Origin of the sequence: Paenibacillus sp. FSL P4-0176 (assembly GCF_037975265.1) — a bacterium.
Taxonomy (GTDB): Bacteria; Bacillota; Bacilli; order Paenibacillales; family Paenibacillaceae; genus Paenibacillus; species Paenibacillus amylolyticus.
Map to the genome: position 1 here is coordinate 4,023,160 of NZ_CP150242.1, position 18,506 is coordinate 4,041,665.

At 45.2% G+C, this 18,506-nt stretch carries 16 protein-coding genes and 1 riboswitch; of the genes, 7 read left to right on the forward strand and 9 right to left on the reverse strand.

Annotated features, from left to right (window positions below; translation table 11 throughout):
- The first annotated feature begins 187 nt into the window (after positions 1-187).
- Complete coding sequence (locus MKY95_RS18110) at positions 188-1,117, forward strand: L-lactate dehydrogenase (protein ID WP_036613729.1); 930 nt, start codon at positions 188-190, stop codon at positions 1,115-1,117.
- A 272-nt stretch (positions 1,118-1,389) separates the two neighbouring features.
- On the opposite strand, the gene MKY95_RS18115 is transcribed toward MKY95_RS18110, so the two are convergent.
- The 5 genes from MKY95_RS18115 to MKY95_RS18135 form a co-directional block, all read right to left on the reverse strand.
- Positions 1,390-2,310, reverse strand: a complete 921-nt coding sequence (locus MKY95_RS18115) for a tyrosine-type recombinase/integrase (protein WP_074095433.1) — start codon at positions 2,308-2,310, stop codon at positions 1,390-1,392.
- Between the two features lie 99 nt (positions 2,311-2,409).
- Positions 2,410-3,489: a hypothetical protein gene (locus MKY95_RS18120; RefSeq protein WP_076317648.1), complete on the reverse strand. Its 1,080-nt coding sequence runs from the start codon at positions 3,487-3,489 to the stop codon at positions 2,410-2,412.
- A gap of 259 nt (positions 3,490-3,748) precedes the next feature.
- Positions 3,749-5,185, reverse strand: coding sequence for an amino acid permease (locus MKY95_RS18125; RefSeq protein WP_076317647.1), 1,437 nt, complete (start codon positions 5,183-5,185; stop codon positions 3,749-3,751).
- A gap of 520 nt (positions 5,186-5,705) precedes the next feature.
- A complete protein-coding gene (locus MKY95_RS18130) occupies positions 5,706-7,085 on the reverse strand; it encodes an amidohydrolase family protein (RefSeq protein WP_036613721.1) in 1,380 nt (459 codons plus the stop codon).
- A 111-nt stretch (positions 7,086-7,196) separates the two neighbouring features.
- The gene (locus tag MKY95_RS18135) at positions 7,197-7,748 is read right to left on the reverse strand and encodes a CGNR zinc finger domain-containing protein (protein WP_036613719.1); all 552 of its coding nucleotides are present in this window, start codon (positions 7,746-7,748) and stop codon (positions 7,197-7,199) included.
- 142 nt (positions 7,749-7,890) lie between these two features.
- Here MKY95_RS18135 and MKY95_RS18140 point away from each other — a divergent pair, with 142 nt between their 5' ends.
- From MKY95_RS18140 to MKY95_RS18165, 6 genes are all read left to right on the forward strand, one after another.
- On the forward strand, positions 7,891-8,391 hold the full coding sequence (locus MKY95_RS18140) for a DinB family protein (protein ID WP_036613718.1): 501 nt from the start codon (positions 7,891-7,893) through the stop codon (positions 8,389-8,391).
- 84 nt (positions 8,392-8,475) lie between these two features.
- Positions 8,476-8,629, forward strand: a riboswitch (FMN riboswitch).
- A gap of 144 nt (positions 8,630-8,773) precedes the next feature.
- The gene (locus tag MKY95_RS18145) at positions 8,774-9,754 is read left to right on the forward strand and encodes a DMT family transporter (RefSeq protein ID WP_036613716.1); all 981 of its coding nucleotides are present in this window, start codon (positions 8,774-8,776) and stop codon (positions 9,752-9,754) included.
- Positions 9,755-10,084: 330 nt separating this feature from the next.
- Positions 10,085-11,581 (forward strand): amidase, encoded by a 1,497-nt coding sequence (locus tag MKY95_RS18150; RefSeq protein ID WP_036613714.1) that lies wholly within the window; start codon positions 10,085-10,087, stop codon positions 11,579-11,581.
- Positions 11,582-11,715: 134 nt separating this feature from the next.
- Positions 11,716-12,324 carry an urea carboxylase-associated family protein gene (locus tag MKY95_RS18155; RefSeq protein WP_036613711.1) on the forward strand — a complete coding sequence of 203 codons (609 nt, stop codon included), beginning with the start codon at positions 11,716-11,718 and terminating at the stop codon, positions 12,322-12,324.
- Between the two features lie 139 nt (positions 12,325-12,463).
- The gene (locus MKY95_RS18160; protein WP_017688112.1) at positions 12,464-13,090 is read left to right on the forward strand and encodes a LysE family translocator; all 627 of its coding nucleotides are present in this window, start codon (positions 12,464-12,466) and stop codon (positions 13,088-13,090) included.
- A gap of 82 nt (positions 13,091-13,172) precedes the next feature.
- Entirely contained in the window at positions 13,173-13,934 is a 762-nt protein-coding gene (locus MKY95_RS18165) for a YqcI/YcgG family protein (RefSeq protein WP_036613709.1), read from the forward strand.
- Positions 13,935-13,990: 56 nt separating this feature from the next.
- Here the strand turns inward: MKY95_RS18165 and MKY95_RS18170 are convergent, their stop codons facing one another.
- The 4 genes from MKY95_RS18170 to MKY95_RS18185 form a co-directional block, all read right to left on the reverse strand.
- The gene (locus tag MKY95_RS18170) at positions 13,991-15,337 is read right to left on the reverse strand and encodes an amino acid permease (protein WP_339193691.1); all 1,347 of its coding nucleotides are present in this window, start codon (positions 15,335-15,337) and stop codon (positions 13,991-13,993) included.
- 623 nt (positions 15,338-15,960) lie between these two features.
- Entirely contained in the window at positions 15,961-16,854 is an 894-nt protein-coding gene (locus MKY95_RS18175) for an aldo/keto reductase (RefSeq protein WP_339193693.1), read from the reverse strand.
- Positions 16,855-16,988: 134 nt separating this feature from the next.
- On the reverse strand, positions 16,989-17,762 hold the full coding sequence (locus MKY95_RS18180; RefSeq protein WP_339193695.1) for a glucose 1-dehydrogenase: 774 nt from the start codon (positions 17,760-17,762) through the stop codon (positions 16,989-16,991).
- Positions 17,763-17,840: 78 nt separating this feature from the next.
- Positions 17,841-18,329: a GNAT family N-acetyltransferase gene (locus MKY95_RS18185; RefSeq protein WP_339193697.1), complete on the reverse strand. Its 489-nt coding sequence runs from the start codon at positions 18,327-18,329 to the stop codon at positions 17,841-17,843.
- Between the last annotated feature and the right edge of the window lie 177 nt (positions 18,330-18,506).

The following is an 18,506-nucleotide window of genomic DNA, read 5'->3' on the forward strand; positions in this document are numbered from 1 at the left end:
TTGGCTACGTATGGGCTGGCCACTCCCTTTTTCCAATTACCATTAATTTCATCCTAAACTGTTTTTCGACGGAATAATTGGTAAAAAGACATGAAATGTGAGCTATTTTATAGACAACACTCGCTTTATATTCTCTAATCCCTTAATATGGATGGGAGTATAACCCAAAAAGGAGAGGATATTGAACATGACAAATAGTGCAGCTCTGAAACCAAGTCGTGTCGTGATTGTAGGCATGGGTGCGGTGGGAACAACAACGGGATACACGCTAATGTTGAGACAGCGTTCGTCCGAGTTGGTATTTGTGGATGTGAATCATGATAAAGCAACCGGCGAAATGCTGGATATGAACCACGGTCTTCCATTTACGGGAGGCGTGAAAGTATGGGCTGGCGATTATTCCGACTGCAAAGATGCAGATATCATTATTATTACAGCCGGTGCTTCCCAGAAGCCGGGCGAAACCCGGATTGATCTGCTGAAGAAAAATGCAAGCATTTTCAAAGATATTATTGAACGCATTACTGAAGTGAATTCTCATGGTATTTTGCTGATTGCAACCAATCCTGTAGATATTTTGTCCTATACTTCATGGAAACAAAGTGGATGGCCTGCTTCCCGTGTCATCGGTTCAGGTACATTGCTCGATAGCGCACGTTTCCGTTACCTGATTGGTAAAAATAAAGGGATCGACCCGCGTAGTATTCACGCACACATTATTGGTGAGCATGGAGATTCCGAAGTACCGGTATGGAGCCTGGCTAACGTTGCAGGAACAGATCTGGAATTGGATGAAGAAACACAACAGGATATCTTCGACCGTACCAAAAATGCAGCGTATGAGATTATTAATGCCAAAGGAGCGACTTCCTATGCAATCGCCCTTGCTCTGGACCGCATTGTAGCTGCAATTCTCGGCAACGAAGGCTCCGTTCTGAACGTATCCACGTACCTTGAAGATTACAATGGTGTATCGGATGTTTATCTGGGTGTTCCATGTGTTGTCGATCGCAACGGTGTGCGCGAAATTCTGCCTCTTCCGTTGAATGAAACCGAAAAAGTGGCTTTCCAGGCTTCTGCTAACAAATTAAAAGAACAGATCGCTGGACTCGAGTAATTCAATCGCGCTATCATTCATATCGTGAACGATTCAGCACGTTAAAAGTTGTAAATTAAGATATCTGTCTTAGCCAAAAGGGCCATTTGTTTCTTCTAAAGAGAAGAGGCGAATGGTTCTTTTGTTTGATTTCTATTATAGGCCTATTTAGATTTTAGATATTAGTTTACATAATATTAATTATGTTTAAAAATCCACCATCCAAATCAATAACAAAAAAAGCCTGTCACTTGGACAGACTACTTTTCGGATTAAATATTGGCTTTTTTCTTCTAATATGTCGGAAGTTTTACGTCCAGCAGAGCCATAGCCTCTTCTTTCTCCCTACTGGTGACGTGTGTGTACACGGTTGTTGTTTGAATCGATGCATGACCAAGCAGTTCCTGTACCGTACGCAAGTCGGCTCCACGCCGTAACATCATGGTCGCGAACGAGTGACGCAGCTTATGACTGGAGTAGTTTTGACGTTGATTGGCTGGTGATTCCTGCTGGAAGCGTTCAAAGGTTTCTGTAGATATGAGCTGGATGCTGCGAATCGACAGTCTCTTCCCTTTCTGCGAGACAAATAACGCTTCCTCTTTTGGCCGCCAAGGGTCGAGACGCTCAGCCATCGCTTGAGATAATACTTTTGCCACAGTCTCCGGTACAGGAAGCGAGCGCCATTTACGGCCTTTACCAAATACATCCAATGTACGCCGCTCCGCATTATAGTCTTTGCAATCCAACGCATGTACTTCTCCAACCCGTAATCCCATATATCCCATCAGTAGGAAAACAGCCAGATTACGTGTGCGATACTTGCCTTCTACCGACTCCAGGAAACGTGTCAGCCCACTTTCATCAAGGAAAACAGGCGCACGGTTTTTCTCGGTTTTGGATTTTTTGATCCCAAACGCCGGATTATTGGTTAACAATTCAAGTTCAATGAGGGACTTGTAAAAACAGTTCACCGCCGCATGTTTGCGATTTCTCGTGGCATCACTAACCCCACGCTCCCGAGCGCGGGACAGAAAAGACAACACATGCAGCTTTTTGACCTGCTCCAGTGACTTCCCTTGAATGGAGATCAGAAATTCCACCACGTCACCCGTGTATGATTTTACCGTATGGCCTGTATATCCGGCGTCCTTCATCCATATGTGAAAAGCTTCTAGCTCGTCCGCATATTGCTCCTGAATCTCCTCGGTCATCATCTGTCTACGTCACCTCAATTCGGTTCTTTATAAATTGACTAAGATTATTTACACGGGCACTGCGATGACAGAACAACCTTCTTAAGCTGAACAGAGCCCCTAGGCTTCATCCACAATGACAATGTCAATCAGCGGAATGATCGCTTCGGGTTTGCCTTGACTACGGGTAAGTACAAACGATGGCAATGGATTCTCGTGCAGGCCATTCACGGATTCGCAGATCTGAGTATATAAATCCATGTGCAACGTCTCGCCTTCACCCGCCACATCAATAACAGGCCAATCGTTCTGAACGCAGGCAGGCCAGTAAGCTAGCTCATTCGCAGGTACGATACTTAATTGCTGAATGGACGGATCAATACGGTAGATCCCTTGCCGTTCAGGTTCATCGCCCAGCTTGTCCACGGCGAGTATTCGAGCAGACTGCTCATCTGGTGCAGAATAGAGTGAATAACACCACGGAGTCACGCCCCAGGCAATTGCCATCAGCCCCTCTTCCAGCAACGTATCTGACAGATTGCCTTCGGCAAATTGCTCGATCAGATTATGGTTACCCGGTCCCATCAGTGCCTCTACGCGTTCAGCGAGTCGAGGCAGGTCAGCGAGAATAAATCCTCCTCTCCCGTAGGAGTCAAACACATGATGGTTTCTGCTCCACACAGCTTGAGATGGTGAACTCAACGACGCTGCTTCTGCCGGGAAAAGCGATATATATACGGTGATAACTTGCGCATACTTAACCATTGCAAGTTGTTCAGGTTCGAGTGTACCTTCAGCAATACGAGGTGTTTTCATATGCAGGGAGATTCGAAGTTCGTATTCCCCCTCTTGAAATGCTTCCCAACCAAGATTAACAGACTGTTCAACGCCTTCAATAGATGCAATGGAGATTGAACTATCCGGTTTCAGGTTAACAGCATACTGCACGTATGCCAGCTCCTGACCATAGATGATATTGGCATCCTGACGATTGACCGGTGAATCCAACTGTTGTGCAATGACAGATACCTTACGTCCATCCTTCAGAAGACGCTGCGGATCAATATCTAACTGTAGGTCACCTGCACCTCCTGATTGTGAAACAACTAATTGTGCCTCTGCAAGTACGGATGAGTCAGCTAATGCAAATCCAAAAGCTGCATTTTGATGATCTGAATTCGTATGTAATGGTGTGTTCATGATACATCCCCTCTCTTATGTCTGATGGCATGTCACATCCCCAAATATATTTCATATTTGGCTTAGCCGCAACCCCGCCCCCGTGATTAAGTTCGTCACGTCCCTTATTACTTACCCATATATGAAGAAAATTCCAACCTTCCCCTGCTGTTATCATCCTTTATCTTTCTATATAAAAAAATCCCCATCCCGCTTCGCCTAAGCGATACGAAATGAGGAAAAATGAAGATATTCTCGGTTAAAGATGTTCTCGACTAATCTATTTATCCTTCGCTCTGAAAGCACTCGAGATCCGGCGTGCCGGATTCAGATGACTGTAATGACGTCCATACGCAAAGTAGATGATCAATCCGATGATCAACCAAGCAAAAAACGTAATCCATGTCAGCGCCGCAAGGCGTGTCATCAAGTATACACAACCCAATGCACTCAGAATCGGAATCAGTGGCACAAGTGGAACGCGGAATCCGCGTTTGAGATCCGGGTTATTTTTACGCAACACGATAATGCCCAGACTTACAACTGCAAAAGCAAACAACGTTCCGATGTTCGTAAGCTCCGCCAAATGTCCCAGCGAGATGAACCCGGAGAACAGAGCCACGATAATGCCCGCAACCCATGTCCCTACCGCTGGTGTCTGACTTTTGCCACTGACCTTGGAGAAGACCGGTGACAGCAGTCCGTCACGAGACATGGAATAGAGCAGACGTGTCTGACCATACATCATAACCAGCAATACGGTCGTAATGCCGGCAATCGCTCCAAGAGATACAATCCAGGACAATCCCTTCAATTGAACATATTCAAATGCAAACGCAACCGGATCACTTACATTCAACATGTTATAAGGCACAATCCCTGTGAGGATCAACGATACAACAATGTAGAGAACCGTACAGATTGCCAGTGACGCAATAATTCCAATCGGCAAATCCCGTTGTGGCTGCTTAACTTCTTCTGCCGCTGTAGAGACCGCATCAAATCCGATATAGGCAAAAAATACCGTCGCTGCCCCTGCAGTTACACCCGAGATACCAAAAGGCAAAAATGGCTGCCAGTTGGTTGGCTCTACATAGAAAACACCTACACCAATGAAGATCAACACCACGATAATTTTAATCGCTACCATAATGCCGTTCGCACGAGCCGCTTCCTTCACCCCTCGGGTAAGCAGAAAAGTGATAATTAACGTAATGACCGCAGCTGTGATGTCAAAATAGGTTCCCTTTTCCGGGCTGAACGCACTCGTAAGCGCATGGGGTAACTCCAGCCCGAATCCGGACAACAACGTTTGAAAGTATCCAGACCATCCACTGGCTACCGCCGCACTCGCAAAACCATACTCCAATATCAGATCCCATCCCAGAATCCAGGCAATCACTTCGCCAAAAGCCGTATAGCTATAGGTGTACGCACTGCCCGAGGCCGGTATGCTTGAGGCAAATTCCGAGTAACATAATGCCGCGAATGCACATATGATACCTGCCAGTAAAAATGACAGTACAAGTCCCGGGCCCGCATACGTTGCGGCAGCTACACCAGTCAACACAAAAATCCCGGTACCAATAATGGCACCCACCCCAAGTGTGGTTAAGTCCAACGGACCCAGCGCCCTTTTCAATGCACTGCTGTTATCGCCCACGGAGGCAATTGGTTTTTTACGAAATAATGAAGATCGTTGTTTGTTCTCATGCATAATTATGTTCCTCTCGTCATGAATCTTGAATGTGCTATGGATGTAGCAGCGATTGGATGGCTTCCCATCTGTTCTATGAAAAAGTCATTTGTTCTATCTTATCGATCACCTATAAAAACCTATCGAATTCTACACGTTATCGCGTTGCTTGGTTAAATTTATTTTTGTAGATCACTTATTTTGTTCTTTTTCCACGAAATTTATCATGATCTGTTGCACGTGGATGAATATGAAAATGGATTTAAAACAAAACTGCGTATAATTTATATTATGCGCAGTTTTTATGAGCATAATTTTCTGCGAAAAACATCTCTGGTACCTTGTTATCTGAAGTTAAGAAAAAGAGAGCTCTTTTCGTCTTTTTCCGCTGTATCTTCCTACCTTATCCTGTCTAATTCCACGATATGAAGGCATGTCAAAGAGCCACATATCATTATGCGGCCCTTTATTTTTTACTATAGGTAGAAGTGTATATAAAAATACGAACTGACTTCATTTCAGGTTTTTATGAAAAAGTAAATTATGAGAAAGCAATTCTCTCTGCATCTGACATCCTGTATTGGGTTAACAAATAATCTTTGCTCTGCATCGCCGCATGACGAATCGCATCCAGATCAACATTCAACAGCTTACCCTCTCGCTTCACGAGTCTACCTGCCACAAAGACCGTATCCACGTTGGATGGATTGGCAAATTGCACAACAGCGCCGATTGGATCATGAACGGGGAACATATTCAAATCGGTGGTACGAATCATGATCAGATCCGCTTCTTTCCCTGGGGTCAACGTACCGACCTTCTGTTCTAATCCCAATGCTTGGGCACCAGCTGAAGTTGCAAATCTCAGCACTTGGCTGGACTGCAAGTTCAACTCACCAGGCATCTCACCCTGCTGCAAAAGTTGTTCATTGGCTCTGGATCGTTCAGCTTGAAGTGCAAACTTCATCTGCGAGAACATATCTCCGCCTGTGGACGTCACCACATCTACACCAAGTGTAGGGGTTCCCCCATGTTCAAGAAAATAGCCGGTGGCTGGATATCCATGCCCCATCATCATTTCAACCTCAGGTGTGACCGACAAGGAAGCTCCGCTATCTGCCAGCATTTTGTATTCATCCATGCCCATAGTGTTACCATGAACGATATTCACCCGTGGACTTAAGAGTCCCGCTTCGTACAAGTGACTGATCGAGCGATCCACAGATCCCCAACTGCCAAATCCGGCATGCATGGAACAGATCGCATCCAGTTCTTGTGCTAGCTCGATCTCTTTCACGGTTGTATCCCAATGACTGAACTCCGGACCACGAATGGCAAGCCCATAAGTAAGCAATTGATCCCGTGATGAAAAATAACGTTCTTTGACTCTTCTCACATCATTATTCGAATACGTGAGTTGACTATCCCGATTCCAGTAGTCCGTCTCACCAGGTACTCCGTGAGCAAATACCGCCCGAATGCCAGCATCCTGAAGTCCACGAATCAGTTCATCCGTATGGTCAGGGGAATATGGCATGCTCCAATCCATTACTGTCGTCACTCCTGCGTTAAGCGCTTCCAAGGAACCGAGCAGGTTGGCAATATAACTATCTTGTGGGCGGAGCTTGCTTCCCATCGCACCATAATAGAGATTTTGCAAATAAACTGGTAACGACCAGTTGGTTCCCGCTGTTTTGACAAGTGATTCCCACATATGCCGATGTGTGTCCACCAGCCCAGGCATAATAATCATCGATGAAGCATCAATGATCTCCGCATCCGGAATATCCAGGTCGGGCTGAATAGCCATGATCAGTGAATCCTGAATCAAAACGTCCGCCCTCTTATACTGTCCAATTTTAGCATCCATCGACAACACACAGCCATTTTTCAACAGATAACTTGTCCGCACAAGAAACATCTCCCATCTATTTTGGTTTGAAAGACGATCACATCCTGCTTACGAATCCGTACTGCTTCTGACTATTTTTTCGCTAGTATATATACATTATATAGTTATTGTTAGTATTTATCAATTTTGGGATTTACGTTTCGCCCGAAATCTTCTGACCTTCATCAGATTGCCACACATCTTATCATCACAGTACTTCTGTGTTCTGCTTCGGGTATCATCATAGAACATCCAGCGACAATCCGAATTATCACAGATCCGGATCCTGCCGCCTTCTCCCTCTACCAAAGTCAAAGCAAAGTCAGCAGCTACCTCAGCCATAACCTGACTCCAATGTGCTTCTACAGCTACCAGTTGGAGTTTCAGTTCCTGATCAATTGTAGTCAATGTTCTTCTCACATGCCCTGCTTCCATAACGCCGTTCAACCATTGTTTTTCTATATCCGTTAATGATGCTCCAGAAGATAAGCGGGCTCCAAGAGCTATCAATTCATTCCTGAAATTTCTCATCGACAACTCCTCTTCTGGAGATGCAGGGACAGAAGCGTTAAGTTGCCATCGTTCCAGAAAATCTTGCTGCCAGTTCGCCTTCCCAAGTCTGTCCTCCGATCGATCTCCCCCACGCCAATCGTGATAATCGCTGTTTACAAAATCGGTCCATAATCTGTCCATATATACCTCCGTTTATGTAACCATCTAAGTAAACAAAGAAGGTTACAACTCGTCTTTGATGTGTTATATTGAGTGTAACCTTATTAATCAGTTTTAGCTAGTTACATCACCTATCACAATTATACGCAAGGAGGAAAAGGCAATGACAAAAACAACAGCACTAGATGTGTTACTTATTCAAAAGGATGATACTTGGGATCAATGTAATTGGATTGTACCTTTGTCGAAATCCTTGGAGGGTCTTACAGCAGAACAAGCAGCCTGGATTCCACCCTCAGGAGGATTAAGCATCTGGCAGTTGGTTAACCATATGTATTATTACAACCATCGCTTATTATGTCGCATGCAAGGTAAGGAGCCTACCCTTCCTGCTGTAGACTCCAATGAATACACATTTGGGAATCCTGGAGATGCAACGGACGCAGCTAGTTGGAATACACTGATGCAGGGTACAACTCGATTAGCCCAGCAGTTGCGAGATCAATTGGCTGCACTACAAGAGTCAGATCTTGAAGCCGCATATATGGATTCCGAAGAGAAATGGGCACACGAACTAGCTCGCTGGGTACTCCATGATGCGTATCACGCAGGTCAGATCGTGCTCCTTCGCAGACAGCAAGGAAGCTGGAAAATCGTTTTCTAAAAAAAATGCTTGAACTGCTAGCGCTTACAGGAATAAGATGAACTTATTAATGTTACAGCTTGTTCAACACACTATATAATTGAATAGGATCTTCGGGGTAGGGTGCAATTCCCAACCGGCGGTGATGTTCTTCGGAACCAGCCCGCGACTCGCTATTTGTTCTTAACGAAGGACATCTAGCGACTGACTTGGTGTGAATCCAAGGCCGACGGTACAGTCCGGATGAGAGAAGATCAACACATTGACATGCCGTTCACGGGAAGGCCTCTTTCCTGACGCATGTCCTTGGATGAGCCCCCGTTTATTTGGTATATACCAAAACGGGGGCTTTTGTCGATTTTGCCAACTGAAGATTCCGTGTTCTGACGAAGGAGTCCTGAATATGGAAAAGACATCAGCAGCATCACCTGTTTACCGCAAGGAACGAAGTAATACCGGATTCTGGCTTGTAGTTCTCGGCGCCGCCTTATGGGGTGTCGACCCCCTCTTCCGCATTATTTTGCTAAATACGATGACATCCACGCAGATTGTACTGGTGGAACATATCATCGTCAGTCTTATTGCCATTCCCGTACTGTGGAAATTTCGGGCTGATCTGAAAAACCTGCGCGCTCGCCACTGGATTGCCGTGATTTTTATCTCATGGGGAGGATCAGCACTCGCAACGGTATTGTTCACCATGGCGCTTACACATAACGATCCGAATACGGTGCTGTTATTGCAAAAAATGCAACCACTCTTCGCTATCGTGCTGGCTAAACTGTTATTAAAAGAAACGTTGCCTCGCCGCTTCGGTGGATTGTTCTTCATTGCATTAGCAGGAACGTACCTGCTTACATTTGGATTCACATTGCCATTAGGTAACTGGGACAACTGGATTCATGCTGGAAGCTTGTTATCCCTTGGGGCTGCTGCCCTATGGGGAGGTTCAACCGTTATGGGACGATTGATGCTGGGTCAGGCGCGTTACGAAACCGTCACCTCCCTGCGCTTTGTCGTTGCTCTCCCGCTCCTGATCTTTATGACGTGGAACGAAGGTGCGGCATGGACGTTCCCGTCCGGAACGGGTGAACAGACTGCTGTCATCCTCAACATTCTCGGTCAGGCATTGTTACCAGGTTTGCTCAGTCTTCTGTTGTATTACAAAGGTCTGTCGTCAACCAAAGCCTCTGTTGCAACACTCGCAGAACTTAGCTTCCCGATGGCTGGTGTGTTGGTGAACTGGATTGCTTTCCGTACACTGATTACATGGGAGCAGCTTCTTGGTTTTATCCTGATCTGGGTGGCCCTCTTCGCCATTTCCAGACAGCAGGAAAGATCATCAACTGGGGCCGATGCTGCACCGAAGCTGCGTACAGAGTAAGTGGATATATCTGAGGTTCACATATAAACAAATAGTTAATATAAATGTAAAATAAAACCATTGCACATCAAATTAGATGAGCAGTGGTTTTATTTTATTGCCATTACTCGATTATTACTCGATCATTTTCTCAATTAGCAAAATGAGCTATTAACCCTGTGCTTTATTTCTATATCGCATATGCAAATCCCCCTCTTTTTCCTCCAACCTCATAACGAGTATGCATATCATCGCACTACTTCTCTTCTATCTTTTGTCTTTTGTCTAATCCGGTGGTACGATGACATATGGAATAAACAGATGAATTATATTCAGAGAGGAACGATCATAATGTCTTCATTCTCATATACCTCCTACGACGCCGTAGGTTTGGCTGAACTGATCCGATCCCGGGAAGTATCCCCGGTTGAAATGCTTGAAGCGGCGTTTGCACGCCTTGAAGAAGTGAATCCGCAACTTAATGCGGTTATTCGTACATATGAATCTCGTGCACGGGAGGAAGCCGGTTTGGTTCGACCTGGAGAACAACCTTTTGCCGGTGTTCCCCTGCTCCTGAAAGATATCTCGCAATCCTTGGAAGGTGAATTTCTGACTTCAGGCTCACGTTTGTTCAGCGAGCATCGGTCATTACGCAATTCCAATTTTGTCACTCGACTCCGTGATGCAGGCTTTATCTTCATAGGACATACCAATACGCCTGAATTTGGTTTGAAAAATATTACCGAGCCCCGTCTTCATGGTCCCACTCGCAATCCATGGAATATCAATCACTCCCCGGGTGGTTCAAGTGGTGGTGCCGCTGCTGCTGTAGCTTCGGGTATTGTTCCTCTTGCCGGAGCCAGTGACGGAGGAGGTTCGATTCGTATCCCGGCTTCCTTTAGCGGATTGTTTGGGTTAAAGCCAACCCGCGGGCGCACACCTGTAGGACCGGGAGTTGGTCGTCAATGGCAAGGCGCATCGATTGATTTTGCCCTCTCTCGCTCGGTTCGGGACAGTGCTGCATTGCTTGATACGTTACAAGTCATTCAGCCCGAAGCTGCGTTCCATGCTCCACTCTTTCCAGGCAGTTACTTGGCTGATATGAGCTATCCACATCAACGCAAACTGAAAATTGCATACACAACGGATTCACCCGTGGGAACACCTGTCAGCGCAGAAGCCAAAGAGTCTGTATACAAGCTCGTTCGCTGGTTGGAAGATCAAGGTCATCATGTTGAGGAAAAACTGAGTCCAGTCAATGGAGTTCGGTTGATGGAGAACTATTACATGATGAACAGTGGTGAGATGGCTGCGATGATCTCTTCTATGGAACGCTCCATGGGCCGGGCTCTGACCTCCGATGATATGGAGATTGAATCTTGGGTTCTGGCTGAAGCAGGCAAAAAGGTGTCCGCTGCGGAATTTGTACATAGCTTAGCTGAATGGGATGTAGCTGCAGCCCAGATGTCCACTTTGTTCGAGCGTTATGACTTCTACGTCACACCTGTTAATGCTTTTCCTGCGCCTAAGATTGGTGAATTAACACCTCATGACGAACAGATCCGTAATCTGATGCGAATTAGTGAATTGGACAAGACCCAGCAGCAGCAACTCATTTATGAAATGTTTGAGCCAAGTCTTACGTATACACCGTTCACCCAGCTTGCAAATCTGACAGGTCAGCCTGCGATAAGTGTACCTCTGCATATGACACCTGAAGGGTTGCCAATGGGCGTTCAAGTGATGGCAACCAAGGGACGCGAAGATTGGTTATTACACCTGGCTGGACAGCTTGAACAATCAGACCTCTGGATCGGGATGAGAGGTAATCCACTATTTCCAGCATAAAGACGTATTATGTGGTGTGTTAAATTTACCATTGGATGTTCCTGCCTGAGTACAGAGTGCATCGCCATAAAAGTGCATGAAAGCATCATCTGTTCCGCATACTGAAAGCAAACAGTAGCGGAGGAATGTAACAGATGAATACAAATCAGCGCCATAAACAGTCTTATCGTATCCCAGCCAAAACGGGATATGCCTTGAAAGTAAACAAGGGTTCTTTACTACGCATAACGGATCTGGAGGGACAGCAAGTCATTGATTTTGTGGCATATGATGCTACAGATGCTAACCATCGCTTGGACCCCGGCGTGACAATGGACGTATTGCGTACTTATCGAATTAAACCGGGACAGTTTGTGTATTCCAATCAGTATCAACCTTTACTCAAGATTGTCCGTGACACCGTTGGGGTACATGATTTCTTCAACTCCGCTTGTCGCCCAGAGATGTATGAGGTGTTATACGACAAAAAGGATCATGCCAGTTGTTATCACAATCTGAACACGGCACTGGAACCCTTTGGGATTCTACCACCAGACCAACACTATCCGTTTAACCTGTTTATGAAGTCCGTTGTAGACAGTGAAGGCAAGATTGATGTTGTAGCTCCCGACTCTCGTGCAGGTGATTATGTCGAGATGGAGGCATTAATGGATCTCACAATTGGGCTCTCCGCCTGTCCTTGTGAAGAAAGCTCATGCAACGGATATAACTGCACCCCTATTCAATTGGATGTGGAACTTTAACAGAATGAAAAGGCCTTGACACAGTATGAGATAAAAGTAGTTTGTTCTAATTCACTCCTTGCGGGAATACGATGACTTGTACCCATTTTCTGTGACAACTGGTACAATTCATCGAACCCGTTAAGGAGTGAACGTGTTTATGTCTGTACTGTTCAGTTATATTATCTTGGGAATATCATTGTCCGCTCCAATCGGTCCGATTAACGCCGCCCAACTCGACCGTGGAGCCCGCCACGGATTCATGCATGCCTGGATTCTAGGACTCGGAGCTATGTTTGCAGATTTGGTGTATATGCTGCTGATTTATTTTGGAGTTGCCCATTTTCTGGACACGCCGTTCATGCGCTCTTTTCTCTGGTCATTTGGCAGTTTTATTCTGATTTACACGGGAGTGGAAACGCTCTCGAAGCTAAAGCAAGGCATTCAGGGTACATCTACTGCGGAAGCAACTGTTCGAAAATCATTTATATCCGGATTTTTGATGGCCCTGTCCAATCCACTGAATATTTTATTTTGGCTTGGGATCTATGGCTCTATTCTCGCGACAACTGTGAAACATACGGATACCGCTCATTTGCTGCTCTACAGTTCAGGCATATTCATTGGTATTCTGGTGTGGGATGTCATTATGGCTGGCATGGCCAGTCGATTCCACAAACATAGCAGTGAGAATGTATTGCGCTGGATCTCTATCATTTCGGGAATCTGCCTGATCGGATTTGGTTTGTATTTTGGGTACGAAGCTGTACGTTCCATATTTTTCTGACAACAAAATCAGGCTGGACAGTCACCCAACTTCCCCCACATTAATACTGTAACGGTATCATGTGGAATGGAGTTGGGAATCAATGGCGGAGCTGTATAGTGCCGACGAAATAAACACCTTGTTTGAGCGTCTTCCATCTTGGCAGCAGGACGCTTATTCGCAATTTGGTAAAATGATCGCCGACGAAGATAATACGTATCCATGTGTACCTGGACGAATGGGATTTCTGTCAGGACATTTGAGGTACGGATTTACGTGTGACCCCCGATCTGAACATGCTGCCGAAGATATGGCCGATCTGCTTAGACAATATGGTCCTGTCTCCAGAGACACCGGTCATTACGCTTCGATGGTCGTGATCTGTGAGACACCAAGTGATCTGAAAGATCATACAACGGTAGAGCAATATCAGACGTTATTCTGGCAAATGCTTAATCGGGTAAGTTCACACGATACCGAGCCGTGGCCGGAACATATTTCAACCGATCCTCATGATTCATCATGGGAGTTTTGCTTTGGCGGAGAGCCTTACTTTTGTTTCTGTGCAACTCCTGCACATGAACTCCGAGCCAGCCGGCATTTTCCTTATCTCATGTTTGCTTTTCAACCACGGTGGGTATTCGAATCCATTAATGACAACACCCCTCTTGGCCGTAAAATGAAAACCTTAATTCGCAAACGTCTCGCTGCGTATGATGCTGTACCTGCTCACCCTTCGCTGATGTGGTATGGTCAGCAGGATAATCTGGAATGGAAACAGTATTTCCTGCCTGATGATGAGCAGACACCTTCCAAATGTCCATTCATGCGGATGAAGCAAGCCCTAGGCAAGTTGACGAAATAATCTTAAAGCACTCATTAATCCGTTGTGCGACCTCCACGAAAGTTGCTGGGAGTTGCTTATGGTTTGGATGGTGCTGACTGCGGTGGTTTCGAGCCACGTACCTTATGAACAACATACGTGATGATGCCAAGGAACACCAGAAGTCCCACACTTGCCAGCAGACCCGTTCTGCTGGCTTTTTCCATCGCTGTCCCAGCCACAGCAGCTACAATTAATACTATGGCAATCCATACTTTGATGCGATTCCACTTCACGGGCTTCATTTTTTTAATGTACGTGATGCAGATGAGCAGCCATGTATACATTAATACCAGACTACCTGCTGTCGTCACATATTCAAACAAACTCTTGGGCATCCATAATGCCATCAACGTAGACAGGACTAATCCAGCCGCTGTGCAACACAATGCCTGAAGTGGCATGTCCTTTTTTCCCCAGGTCTTCGTGAACAGTTTTGGTGCATCTCCATCTTCTGCGAGTTTCACCAACATGGACGTAATGGCATATAACGAAGCCACCATTGTCGAGAATCCGGCTATAATCAGAATTCCGTTGAGAATGTGGACCACAACAGTGAATCCAATGGTTGCCATGGCTTTGACAAGCGGACTTTCATCTGGAGTTAACTGAACTGAAGGTACAAGCAACAGGATCAACGCAATTGCAATCACATAGAGTGTACTCACCGATAATAGCATCACTCGACCTGATTTCACTGCATCTTTTGGCTCTTTCAGGTTAGCTGCCATCAGGCCCATAACCTCGATCCCGGCAAAAGCAAAGAATGCATAGATGAAACCGGTCCATACCCCTTTACCCCCATGCGGGAACCATTCATTCTTCAATTGCTCTGGTGTGACTTTTACAGGTAACCAACCCAGACAAGCCGCTCCTGCTATAGCTATAAATGCAACCGTTGCAGCAAGTTTGATTACAGCAAGAATATTCTCCGTTTTGGTTAATCCCTTTGCTCCCAGTGCAGCAATGAACAGACCCATAGCGGCATAGATCGCAACAAATGCCCATAGCGGAAACTTGGGAAACCAGAATTGTGAGAACAGCCCAAGTGCCGTTAATGAGCTGCCCATGATGAGCATTTCAGAGAACCAGTACATCCATCCACTACCAAAACCAGCCCAAGGTCCGAATGCTTCGCCCGCATACGTTCGAAAAGCGCCTTCCTTTGGATCATCTGCCGTCATCTGTGCCAGCGCACCAAATACAAAGTAAGTACCTGCCGCCGCCAGTACCAACAATATAAGTACGGATATGCCGGCCCAATGAATCGCGAGACTGGTTCCCAGAAAAAATCCCGTTCCCAGTGTGCAACCCGCGCCAAACAAGGATAGGCTGAACCAACTTAGTTTTTCGTCGTCGTTTTTACGGTGTTGCTGACTTTTCATGAAGCTCCTCCTTCTGCCTTATCCCCTTACGATTTACAGGTCATGGAGGTTTTATGTCTGTATTACCAAAAGAATTATTATTAGTTTACATAATAATTAATATGTTAATATTATTCTGATAATGAATTTAAGGTGTATGCTTTTAGAGATTATTCATAAAGATATATTTTCAATTTGATTAAAATTCGCAAAAAAGTGGTTGACTTCAATCGCTTAAAATGGTTCTCCTTTTAAACTTGGTGGTGGGTCACTGTAGCTATATGAGAGATGGTAACTAAGGTGAGAAAATGATCTTTCTATTGTGAATTTTTCATATGTTGAAATATTATAACTTAGTCGTTATTTCTTTTAAATTGAACGTAGATTGCCTATTTTTCGTATTTTCTCAATAGCTTTATCTTTTTTTATAAATTTAATTGTTTTAAATAAAGGCTATTTCCTGGGATTTTTCCTCTTTCATCCTTTGTCACCCGTTTTGAACTAAGCTGACGTATAGACATTATCCCCTAAAATTTTTCGTAGCCCCTGATCCGAAAGTTGTTGTGAATTTTTCATATGTTGAAAACATTTTATGTTGGTCATAAAAAAAGCCGCCATATGGCGGCTTCGCTAATATTTCCGATTTAAGTCCGGCCAGTCCAATCTGCTCCGGCGATTTCTTTCCATCGTGCTCTAATCTCATCATACAGTTCCTGCGGAAGTGGCCCTTTAGCCACAAGATCAGCATTTTGCTGCCAGCGATTGGGCTTGGCTGTTCCTACAATAGCTGTGTCTACACCTTCGGTACTTAGCGTAAAACGCAGTGCTGTTTCCACCGCTGCTTGGGCATCTTCACCCAGAAAACCATAGCTCAGTTCACTTAAGCGCTTCCAGTATATAAATGGATAAGCATCTTCCGAAAGTGTTTCATACGTCCAAGCCGCATTGGCAATTGGTCTTTTGGCGATGACACCCATGTTTCTTTTTCTTGCCTCAGGCAACGTAAGATCAATTGCTTCCTGATCTGCGATATTTAATGAAGTCTCCAGGCTGTCAAATACTCCGGTCTGAATCGCATATAGCGCATCTGTTGTATCACCACTATATCCGATAAATCTGGTTTTCCCTTCTTCCTTGGCACGCTGTAGTACTTCGATCACTGCTCCTTGTCGGAGTACTTCTTCGGAGCAGCTATGCAAATGGATAACATCCACATAGTCCGTTTTCAGCCTTTTCAGACTACGGTCAATCGTTTGCTCCAGTACTTTGGCATCCCAATCCGGACCTTCGATCCCGGCAGCATGTCCACATTTGGTGAACAAATAGTAGTCATCACGCCGATGTGACAACACCTCGCCGATTAATTCTTCGCTGTCACCGTAACATTCAGCCGTGTCTATCACGTTTAATCCAGCATCCAGGGCACTATTCAGCAATGTTGCTACATCCGTTTTGGATACATTTTTGCCTATTTCCGCTCCGCCAAATCCAAGTGTACTTACGTTCATGCCAGTATTACCGTACTTGCGCGTTTCCATGGTTATCTTCCTCCAAGTTCAGTGAATTGGGTACAGATAAATAGAAATACAGATTAACTTCAACTTCCCTTATGTTATTACCCATGAGTTGGTTATGCCACCCACTTTTCCAAACTACAACCAACTTAATTTACTTAGAAGCCATAAATGGACATTCCACCGTCAACCAATATCGTCTGACCCGTTATGTATCCCGCTGCATCTGATGCCAGGAATACAACCGGCCCTACCACTTCTTCCAGTTCTCCCACTCGCTGTAGCGGTGTACGACTTACAATTTCCTGCAAATAATGGGGATCATCCAGCAGCTTTTCAGTCAAAGGTGTTCGGAAATACCATGGCCCTACTGAATTGACACGGATTCCATACTTGCCCCATTCCAGTGCGAGAACTTTGGTCATATGAATTAATGCAGCTTTGGTCGCACCATATACAACCCCTGTCCGCAAAGCCGTATGCCCACATACCGAAGAGATGTTAATGATCTTCCCAGTCCCACGTTCTTTCATATGCTGACCCGCCAATTGTGAAGCGAAGAAAGCCGATTTTAAGTTTGTCTGCATAATGGTCTCCCACTGCTCGTCTGTTACTTCAAGTGCCGGTGTCCGTATGTTCATACCTGCGTTATTCACCAGAATGTCCAGACTACCCATCTCCGAGATTGCCTCTTGAAACGTCTCTTCCATTTGTTCTTTTGATGTCACATCCGCAGTCAGAGCTAGCGCTTTACGCCCTGTCTGTTCATAGATGTAGGCTGCTGTCTCCTCAATTTCTTTCATCGTCCGGGATACAAGTACAACGTCACTGCCTGACTGGGCAAGTCCAATCGCAATTGCTTTTCCGATCCCTCTCCCCGCCCCTGTCACCAGTGCTGTCTGTCCATCGAGATGGAATGTGGGTACGTTCATGTTATTCACTCCTTCATCAGATTCTTTATTTCAGCATTCAAGCAGAATGCTTTATATGTAGGTAAACCCCGATGGGAATCAGGTTACAAAATACTGGCTTGGATTGCCCAGTTCCGGATGGAACTTTTCTCGAAAGCGGCCTCCGGTATAATCCCCTATAATTTTTCTCCAGAACGCCTGGGCAATGACATTGTTACGAACCTGGGTCACTTTCCATCTTCCTGGAAAACGTTTGAACAGCTCGTAGGCTGCCCGAGTGCCCACCCCACTACGCCGATATTTTTGCATCACAAAAAACTCAGTCAAATAGTAGTCATTATCCTTACTACCAGGCTCCAATTTCTCCACCAGAGCAAACCCTGCAGGTGCCCCATCACTTGTAATCAAAAAAGGAAACTTGCGGTCCTTTTCTGCCCAGAATGCCTCCAGACCGGGATATTCCGGATAAATGCCGTTACTGTCCACATCAATATTCAGGTATTTAGTAAAATCATATAAATAAAATTGCATTAAATGCCGAATCACCTGACTGCGTTCCCGGGGAACCAGTTCTATTTTCATATTCATCCGGTTCACCTCCTCTGCTCTACGTATACTAATTACTTTAAAGGTTTACGCGCCGAAGGGCAAGGAAGCATACCCTACTTACTGCCTGCTTTGGTGAACAAGCTGTGAGCATGTAAATTATGGTACACTAGAGCATAGAATACTATTAAATTGAATATTAATCTTATATGTTTTTCA

What these genes read in the sequence shown, in the direction of transcription:
- MKY95_RS18110 (WP_036613729.1), top strand. Translation starts at nt 188, where the DNA reads ATGACAAATAGTGCAGCTCTGAAACCAAGTCGTGTCGTGATTGTAGGC.
- MKY95_RS18115 (WP_074095433.1), bottom strand. Translation starts at nt 2,310, where the DNA reads ATGATGACCGAGGAGATTCAGGAGCAATATGCGGACGAGCTAGAAGCT.
- MKY95_RS18120 (WP_076317648.1), bottom strand. Translation starts at nt 3,489, where the DNA reads ATGAACACACCATTACATACGAATTCAGATCATCAAAATGCAGCTTTT.
- MKY95_RS18125 (WP_076317647.1), bottom strand. Translation starts at nt 5,185, where the DNA reads ATGCATGAGAACAAACAACGATCTTCATTATTTCGTAAAAAACCAATT.
- MKY95_RS18130 (WP_036613721.1), bottom strand. Translation starts at nt 7,085, where the DNA reads ATGTTTCTTGTGCGGACAAGTTATCTGTTGAAAAATGGCTGTGTGTTG.
- MKY95_RS18135 (WP_036613719.1), bottom strand. Translation starts at nt 7,748, where the DNA reads ATGGACAGATTATGGACCGATTTTGTAAACAGCGATTATCACGATTGG.
- MKY95_RS18140 (WP_036613718.1), top strand. Translation starts at nt 7,891, where the DNA reads ATGACAAAAACAACAGCACTAGATGTGTTACTTATTCAAAAGGATGAT.
- MKY95_RS18145 (WP_036613716.1), top strand. Translation starts at nt 8,774, where the DNA reads ATGGAAAAGACATCAGCAGCATCACCTGTTTACCGCAAGGAACGAAGT.
- MKY95_RS18150 (WP_036613714.1), top strand. Translation starts at nt 10,085, where the DNA reads ATGTCTTCATTCTCATATACCTCCTACGACGCCGTAGGTTTGGCTGAA.
- MKY95_RS18155 (WP_036613711.1), top strand. Translation starts at nt 11,716, where the DNA reads ATGAATACAAATCAGCGCCATAAACAGTCTTATCGTATCCCAGCCAAA.
- MKY95_RS18160 (WP_017688112.1), top strand. Translation starts at nt 12,464, where the DNA reads ATGTCTGTACTGTTCAGTTATATTATCTTGGGAATATCATTGTCCGCT.
- MKY95_RS18165 (WP_036613709.1), top strand. Translation starts at nt 13,173, where the DNA reads ATGGCGGAGCTGTATAGTGCCGACGAAATAAACACCTTGTTTGAGCGT.
- MKY95_RS18170 (WP_339193691.1), bottom strand. Translation starts at nt 15,337, where the DNA reads ATGAAAAGTCAGCAACACCGTAAAAACGACGACGAAAAACTAAGTTGG.
- MKY95_RS18175 (WP_339193693.1), bottom strand. Translation starts at nt 16,854, where the DNA reads ATGGAAACGCGCAAGTACGGTAATACTGGCATGAACGTAAGTACACTT.
- MKY95_RS18180 (WP_339193695.1), bottom strand. Translation starts at nt 17,762, where the DNA reads ATGAACGTACCCACATTCCATCTCGATGGACAGACAGCACTGGTGACA.
- MKY95_RS18185 (WP_339193697.1), bottom strand. Translation starts at nt 18,329, where the DNA reads ATGAATATGAAAATAGAACTGGTTCCCCGGGAACGCAGTCAGGTGATT.